At 73.9% G+C, this 7,327-nt stretch carries 4 protein-coding genes; 3 read left to right on the top strand and 1 reads right to left on the bottom strand.

Annotation, left to right across the window (positions count from 1 at the left end):
- Positions 1–202: 202 nt before the first annotated feature.
- Complete coding sequence (locus NBZ85_RS24760) at positions 203–943, top strand: NADPH-dependent FMN reductase (protein WP_261559420.1); 741 nt, start codon at positions 203–205, stop codon at positions 941–943.
- A 178-nt stretch (positions 944–1,121) separates the two neighbouring features.
- A complete protein-coding gene (locus tag NBZ85_RS24755) occupies positions 1,122–2,408 on the top strand; it encodes an ABC transporter substrate-binding protein (protein WP_261559421.1) in 1,287 nt (428 codons plus the stop codon).
- Between the two features lie 42 nt (positions 2,409–2,450).
- Here the strand turns inward: NBZ85_RS24755 and NBZ85_RS24750 are convergent, their stop codons facing one another.
- Positions 2,451–5,483 carry an ABC transporter permease subunit gene (locus tag NBZ85_RS24750; protein ID WP_261562685.1) on the bottom strand — a complete coding sequence of 1,011 codons (3,033 nt, stop codon included), beginning with the start codon at positions 5,481–5,483 and terminating at the stop codon, positions 2,451–2,453.
- A gap of 583 nt (positions 5,484–6,066) precedes the next feature.
- Here NBZ85_RS24750 and NBZ85_RS24745 point away from each other — a divergent pair.
- Positions 6,067–7,065, top strand: coding sequence for a CAP domain-containing protein (locus tag NBZ85_RS24745; RefSeq protein WP_261559423.1), 999 nt, complete (start codon positions 6,067–6,069; stop codon positions 7,063–7,065).
- Positions 7,066–7,327: the final 262 nt, after the last annotated feature.

Below are 7,327 nucleotides of genomic sequence, written 5' to 3'. Positions count from 1 at the left end.
CCCCACACCGACACCGACACCGACCCGGCCGGCACCGGTATCAGCACTGGCACTGGCATCGGCCCGACCGGACCTGACATCGATCCGAACGGACCCGCCGCAGGGGGGACGGGGTGCGTCAGATAGGACAGACCTGACGGCGAGTGGCGCGGCCGGTCCACGACGCGCCAGGGCGAGCCGACGCAGGGTCTCAGGAGGGGTTGTGGGGGACACATATCGGCCATTCCGGTCGAGCGCCGGCTTCACGGAGCAGGTCAACGGCCTCGGCCAACGCATCGGCGGCGAACCGATCTCCTCGTTGCCCAGCAGAGTCGCGCACCGGCCCGTCGACCCCGCGCCCGCCGCAATCGGAACCGGCCCGGTGCGCACCCGTCGCCGCCGGCCGGTGATCGTCGGGATCGGCGGCACCACCAGGACCGACTCCGCCACCCATCGGGCCCTGACGGCGGTGCTCGCGACGATGGCCCAGGCCGGCGCCGAGACGGTGCTGTTCGGGTCCGCCGAGCTGGACCTGCCGATGTACGCCCCCGAACGGCCCGAACGCTCCGCCACAGCGCTGCGCCTGCTCGCCGCCGTGGAGCAGTCCGACGCCGTCGTGATCGCCACCCCGGGCTACCACGGCGGGATGTCCGGCCTGGTCAAGAACGCACTCGATTACCTGGAGGACCTGCGCGGCGCGCCGCGGCCGTACCTCGACGGGCGGGCGGTCGGTCTCATCGTCTGCGCCCAGGGCACCCAGGCCGCCGTCACGACGCTGGACGCGCTGCGCTCGTGCGTGCACGCCCTGCGCGGCTGGCCGACCCCGTTGGGCGTGACGTTGAACACCGAGGAGCCCCTCTTCGACGCCCATGGCCGGCTGATCGACCCGGCCGCCGCAGCGAGACTCGAGACACTCGTCGACCAGATCATGGGCTTCACCTACGCCTGGTCCCAGGTGATCTGAGCCGCCCCGCCGGCCCACCACCGTCGCGGCCGCTACCGGCGCCGCGGGGTGACGACGCCACAAACGTGCCGGTTCGCGCTGCCAGTGCGTGGATGCTCCCAGGCAACGGCTACCGTGGCTGGCCCCGGCGGCGAAGCGCGGGTACCGGCGGGGGCGGACGACGACAAGGAGAGACAGCGTGCGACGACGGTACGGGCTGCGTGGGCTCGCCCGGGCAGGTCTGGCCCGAGCGGGTCTGGCCGCCGCACTCGCGGTGACGGTCGTCGCCTGCGGCGGTGGTTCGGATGGCGCGTCGGGCGGCGCCGCGGCGTCCGATCCGGCCGCGAAGGGATCACCCGTCAAGCTGATGATCATCGCACCGACGGGCACCGCGGGGACGAACTACCCCGAGATGGTGGCCGCCACCCGCGCCGCCGTGCGCGGGGTCAACGCCCGCGGCGGGATCGGCGGGCGTCCCGTCGAGCTCGTCCACTGCAACGAGCGCAACGACGCCGCCGCCGCGAAGAAATGCGCCCAGCAGGCCGTCGACTCCGGTGTCCTCGCCGTCGTCAGCGAGGTCAGCGGCGCCGGCGGGATCATGCCGATCCTGCAGAACGCGGGCATCCCGTCGATCGGATCCGCCGGCATCTCCGCCGACGGCTCCGAGCTCAGCTCCCCCGTCAGCTACGTCGTCAGCCCGCTGACGCTCTACCCGGCGGTCTGCCCGGCGCTGCTGGCCAAGGCGGGGGCGAACCACCTCGGCCTGGTCGGCTACGACCTCAGCGCCAGCGACCGGCTGATCGTCATGGCCGAGGGCGGCGCGAAGGCCGTCAACCATCCGATCAGCCCGAAGATCCGCATCCCGATCACGACGAGCGACTTCACCCCGGCGATCTCCCAGTTGTCCCGCTCCGGCGCCGACGGCGCGGTGCTCGTGGTCTTCGACCAGGCCGCCTACGCGGTGATCTCCAAGGCGGGCCAGCAGATCCGCACCTGCCACGCGGCGGGCACCCTGTCGCCGAAGTACCTGGCCACCCTCGGCCCCGCCGCGGACAAGCTCGTCGTCGCCACCGCCTTCCCGGAACTCAGCCAGGCCGCCCAGTTCCCCGAGGTCGCGCGGATGGTCGCCGAGCTGGACGCCGAGCAGGCCGCCGGGGACGCCGACGCCGCCCCCGCCCTGCGCACGACGACGACCACCACCGGGGCGTGGCTGTCGGTGCAGATCGCCGAGAAGGTCGGCAACCAGGTGTCCGGGCCGCTGACGTCGAAGAACCTGCTCGCCCAGCTCAACCGGACCAACAAGCTGGACCTGGGCGGCATCGTCCCACCGCTGGACCTCACCGCGACCACCCCGATCCCCGGCGCGGAACGGATCTTCAACACCACGATGCGGGGCGCCCGCTGGGACAGCGCCTCGAAGTCGTTCGTCCCCCTCGGCCCCGAGACCTACAACGGCCTGGACATCCTGCGCCGGGCCGGCTCCTGACCCGCCGCCGCGCCCCGGGCGCGGGGTGCGTCCCCAGGATGGTCAGGGAAGGGGGAAGTAGGCCGGTTCGCGGGCCGGCTCGGGGTCACCGAGGTAGGCCGCCCGCACGCGCGGGTCGGCGGCCACCTGGGCCGGGGTTCCCTCGGCGATGACAGCGCCGGCGTCGAGGACGATCACCCGGTCGCAAATCCCCATGATCACGTCCATGTCGTGCTCGTTGAGCAGGATGCCGAGCCCCCACTCGTCGGCAAGGCGGCGCAGCAGGGTCGCGACCTCGGCGCTGGCGGACTCGTCCAGGCCGGCGCACGGCTCGTCGAGCAGCAGCACGGCCGGCCCGGCCGCGACGGCCCGGGCGATGGCCAGCAGCCGGCGCCGGCCGTAGGGCAGGTCGGAGACGGTGCGCAGCAGATCCTCGCGCAGCCCGAAGGCGTCGACGGCGGCGATCGCCGCACCGGGCAGCGGCCGCGGCCGCGGGAAGATCAGGTCGGTGAGGTACGCGCGGGCGTCGCGGCGATCGCTGGCTGCCTGAATGTTCTCCAGCACGGTGAGGTCGTCGAACAACTCCAGGTTCTGGAACGACCGGCTGATGCCCGCGCGGGCCCGCCGGTGCGCGGGCAGCCGGTCGAGGCTGACCTCGCCGAGCGTCATCGAGGTGACCGACGCCGGGGTGTAGCCGGTGATCGCGTCGATGACCGTCGTCTTGCCCGCTCCGTTCGGGCCGATCATCCCGACCACCTGGCCGGGAACGACCCGCAGGTCGACGGCGCGCACCGCGCGCACCGCGCCGAAGCTGACCGTCAGCCCCCACACCGACAGCGTCACCGGTTCGACCGCGCCCGACGGCGGGGCGTCGCCGGGAGCCGCGCGCAGCGCCTGGTCCAGTCGGGCGGCATCGGCGCGGCGCCGGCGGTCGGCCGCGCCGGGCAGGTAACGGTCGTGAAGCAGCCGGGCGGTGCGGGCGTTCTCGGGTGCCATCCCACCGCCGGAGCGGGAGAGGACGACGACGAGGACGATGCCGCCGATCAGCGGCACGTACCGGTCGAGCTCGGCCAGCCAGTCGCGCACGGCCCCGCCGAAGGCGGCGGCGAGCCCGGCCGCGGCCGCCGCGGCGAGCCACGGGAGCCAGCGCCGCGGCACCGCGGCGAGCCGGCCGCCGGTGCGCCGATCGCCGGCCACCGCGGCGCCGGCGGCGAGGCCGAACAGGCCCGCGATCGCCGCGACGACGACCCGCAGCAGCGCGCCGAGCCGGCCGAGCCACTCCCCCACCGAGCCGCCGATGCGGGTCGCCAGCGCGCCGGCGGCCATCGTCGCACCCGCGAACGAGCCGCTCACCCAGCCGACCCCGCCGACGACGGCGTAGGCGATGAGCAGGATCGACGAGAACGGGGCGAACGTCCCGTCGCCGTAGTCGATGTTGCCGCGCTCGCCGTAGACGTAGAAGGCGTAGAGCACCCCGCCGAACCCGGCGATGGCGGCGGACAGCGCGAACGCGTACAGCTTGGCGGCCACGACGCTGATGCCCAGCGCCGCGGCGGCCCGCTCGTTGGTCCGCACCGCGATCAGCCGCCGCCCGGCCCGGCCGCGGCGCAGGTTCGCGACCGCGAGGGCGACCAGGACGAAGGCGAGCACGGACACGGTCGCGAAGCCCCGCGGGTCGGTCACCTTGTCCAGCGGGATGCCGAGGAAGCGCTGGCGTCCCACGACCGTCCCCTCGGGGGAGGCGAGATCGCCGAACAGCGAGCCGAGCGCCCCCGCCCCCGGGGGTGGCGGGGAGTGGTAGCCGCGCTGGAAAAGCAGGGCGTCGACGGCCGCGCCGAGGCCGAGGGTCACCACCGCGAGCTGCAACCCCCGGGTTCGCAGCGCGGGAAGCGCGAACAGCAGCCCGACGACGGCGGTGCCGGCCACCCCGACGGCCATCGCCGCCTCCAACGGCCAGCCGCGGGTCGCCACCAGCCGCCCGGCGATCAGCGCCGCGATCCCGGAGAAGGCGAGCTGGGCCAGGGAAAGCTGCCCGGTGAACCCGACGAGGACCACGACGGACAGGATGATCAGTGCCCACAGCGCGTTGGCGTCGAGGGCGTCGACCCAGTCGCGGGGCAGCAGCCAGACCGCTGCCAGCATCGCCGCGACGGCGACGGCGAGGGCGCGGGGATGGATCCGGCCGCTGCCGAGCACCGGGTGGCGCTCGGCGAGGTGGCCCCGCTCGGGCAGACCCCGGCCGCGCACCGCCAGGTAGAAGACGATGACCGCCAGCGGCACCGCCCGGTCGACCCCGCGCCACCAGGGATGGTGGGCGACGAACTCGTACTGCGCCTCCACCTCGATGACGCCGAGAACGAGCCCGCCGAGCAGCACCCCGGGGAACGACTGGAACCGTGCCACCAGCGACACCGCCAGCGCCGGCACGATGAGCAGCAGCAGGTTCGGCGCGGACAGCGGGTTCTGCAACGGGGCGAGCAGGACGCCGCCGAGCCCGGCGAGCGCGCCGCCGGCGCCCCACGCGCCCGCGGCGATCGCGTCGGCGGACCAACCGAAGGTGGCGGCGGCGCGCGGGTTCTCGGTGGCCGCCGTCGCGGCGAGCCCCACCGTCGTGAACCGGAAGACAGCCCACGCCGCCGCGACGAGCGCGGCGACCGCGGCGAGCCGGACGAACACGTCCACGCCGACGGATTCGCCGAACAGCTCGACCGTGCCGGTGGGCAGCACCGTCGGGGAGGTGCGCACCGCGCCGGCGAACATCAGCGTCAACGACGACTGGAGAATGATCAGCAGGCCGAGGGTCGCCATCAACCGCAGCAGCGCCGTCGCCGCCCGCAGCGGGCGCATCACCAGCAGCTGGAACCCGACACCGATCCCGGCCGTCGAGGCCACGGCGAGCACCGCCGCCGGGGCCAGCGGCAGCCCCCACGGGCCGTGCAGGCCGTGGAAGGCATACGCGGCCCACGCCACCAGCGCGCCCTGGGCCATGTTGAGCACCCCGGCCCCCCGGGCGATCACCACCACGCCCGCGGCGACCAACGCGTAGAGTGCGCCCGTCCCGAGGCTGAGCAGCGCGAAGCCCATGACGTCGTCCACGGCGGCCCACCCTGCTCCGGGCGCCACGCACCGGCGCGCCCTACCTCATCTCATGGCGGCCAGCGGCCCGCCCCGGCCACGACGAGCGGCTTCCCGCCCACCGCGCCACGGACCCGCGCACCGGAACCGTTGATCACGGCGACCGACGCAGACGGTACGGTGGGTGCGGCCGGCGTGACAAGCAAACCGTCCACAACAGCCCAGACAGCCCAGACAGCCCACCGCACGATCAGCGGTCGGCGGCGGCGGCCACCCCGACCCACGGGACGGCCGGCGGCGGACCAAGTCGGGTGATCGTGGTCTCACAGACAGAAACCAGACGCTCACGGATGTCACCCGGGCGGGCTGCAATCTCGCCCGGACGTGGCACGGGCCAGGCATCCCGCGGCGTCAGGCATGGTGGCCACGCCCTTCTCCCGGTACATCTAGAACAGGCGGACAACGTCGCCGTCGCCCGGTACCCGCTCGAACCCGGCGACTGAACCCGGCGATCGGCCGGCGGCGACGCATCCGTGCCGACCAGAACAGCCACGGCCGACGAGAACAGCCACGGCCGACCAGAACAGCCACGGGAGTGGGACGGATGACAGAGCTCGTGCCCGGTGCGAATGCAACGCTGCCCCGCGGTCCCGTCTCGGTCCGCCTGATCGGGCCGTTCGACCTGTGCGCGTTGGTGACCGCGGCGCACGGCAAGGTCGACGGGGACGACGACTTCGTGTTCTACAACCAGCCGGCGACGGCCGGCGTCATCCTCAGCGGCGACGAGGTGATGGTCGATCCGGAGCTGCTGCGGCCCGGTGCCGAGCGGGTCGTGATCGCCGCGAGCCCCGAGGACGGCACGACGCCCTTCGGCCAGCTGCCAGGGCCCGTCGTCACCCTGCACGACCGGCGCGGCAAGCTCAGCGCCCACTTCACCCCGCCGCCGCTGACCAGCGAGACCGTGGTCACCCTGATCGAGATCTACCGCCGGGGATCAGAGTGGAAGGTCCGCGCCGTCGGCCAGGGGTACGCCGATGGCCTCGCCGGCCTCGCCCGCGACTTCGGCGTGGACGTCGACGACGACAGCTCGGGCACCGCCGATCGACACCGTGCCGACCCAGCACCCGCCAGCCTGCCCGCAGCCGACCTGCGCCCGGCGTCGGCCGAGCTGCCCCCGCAGGCTCCCGGCGGCGGGGCGGCCGTTGACGGCGAGCTCGCGGCGATGCTGGCCGACGTCGTCACGCTGACGAACGTCGAACGCGGCCGGGAGGGCCTCGCGCCGCTCGCCGTAGACGCAAGGCTGGCCGCCGCCGCCGAGGGGCACAGCCGGGACATGGCGGCACGTGGCTTCTTCGCCCACACCAGCCCGGACGGTCGCACCGTGTCCGACCGGGTCACGGACCTGGGCTATCGCTACGCCCGCGTCGCCGAGAACATCGCCGCCGGCCAGACCACGGCCGATGAGGTCGTCGCCGGCTGGATGCAGAGCCCCGGCCACCGGGCGAACATCCTCATCCCGCAGCTACGCCAGATCGGCGTCGGGCACGCCACCGGCGGCGAGTACGGCACCTACTGGACGCAGGTCTTCGGCGTCCAGCTCTGAGCCGGCCTCGACCGGTCCTGGGGCGGTCCACCGGACCACCGGACCACCGGCCGGCGCCTCACCCAACGGCGAACGCATCCAGCACTGTCCGTACCTCCTCGGCTCGCGACCCGAGGAGGTTGCATATCGCGCATGAGCGCCGTATCCCGCGAGCAGGATCGGCCGTGGATCCGGGAGGCCATCCACCTCGTCGAGGCGGACACCAGCAGGTCCGCTGACACGCACCTGTCCCCCCTTCGGCTATACCCCTGTCTCTTATACA

This window comes from Frankia tisae, assembly GCF_025403405.1.
Classification (GTDB): domain Bacteria; phylum Actinomycetota; class Actinomycetes; order Frankiales; family Frankiaceae; genus Frankia; species Frankia tisai.
The sequence above is the reverse complement of the archived record's forward strand: the minus strand, read 5'-3'. Positions and strand labels throughout refer to the sequence as shown.

Bases quoted from the DNA above. Each gene is read 5' to 3' on its own strand.
- NBZ85_RS24745 (WP_261559423.1), top strand. From the start codon at position 6,067: ATGACAGAGCTCGTGCCCGGTGCGAATGCAACGCTGCCCCGCGGTCCC.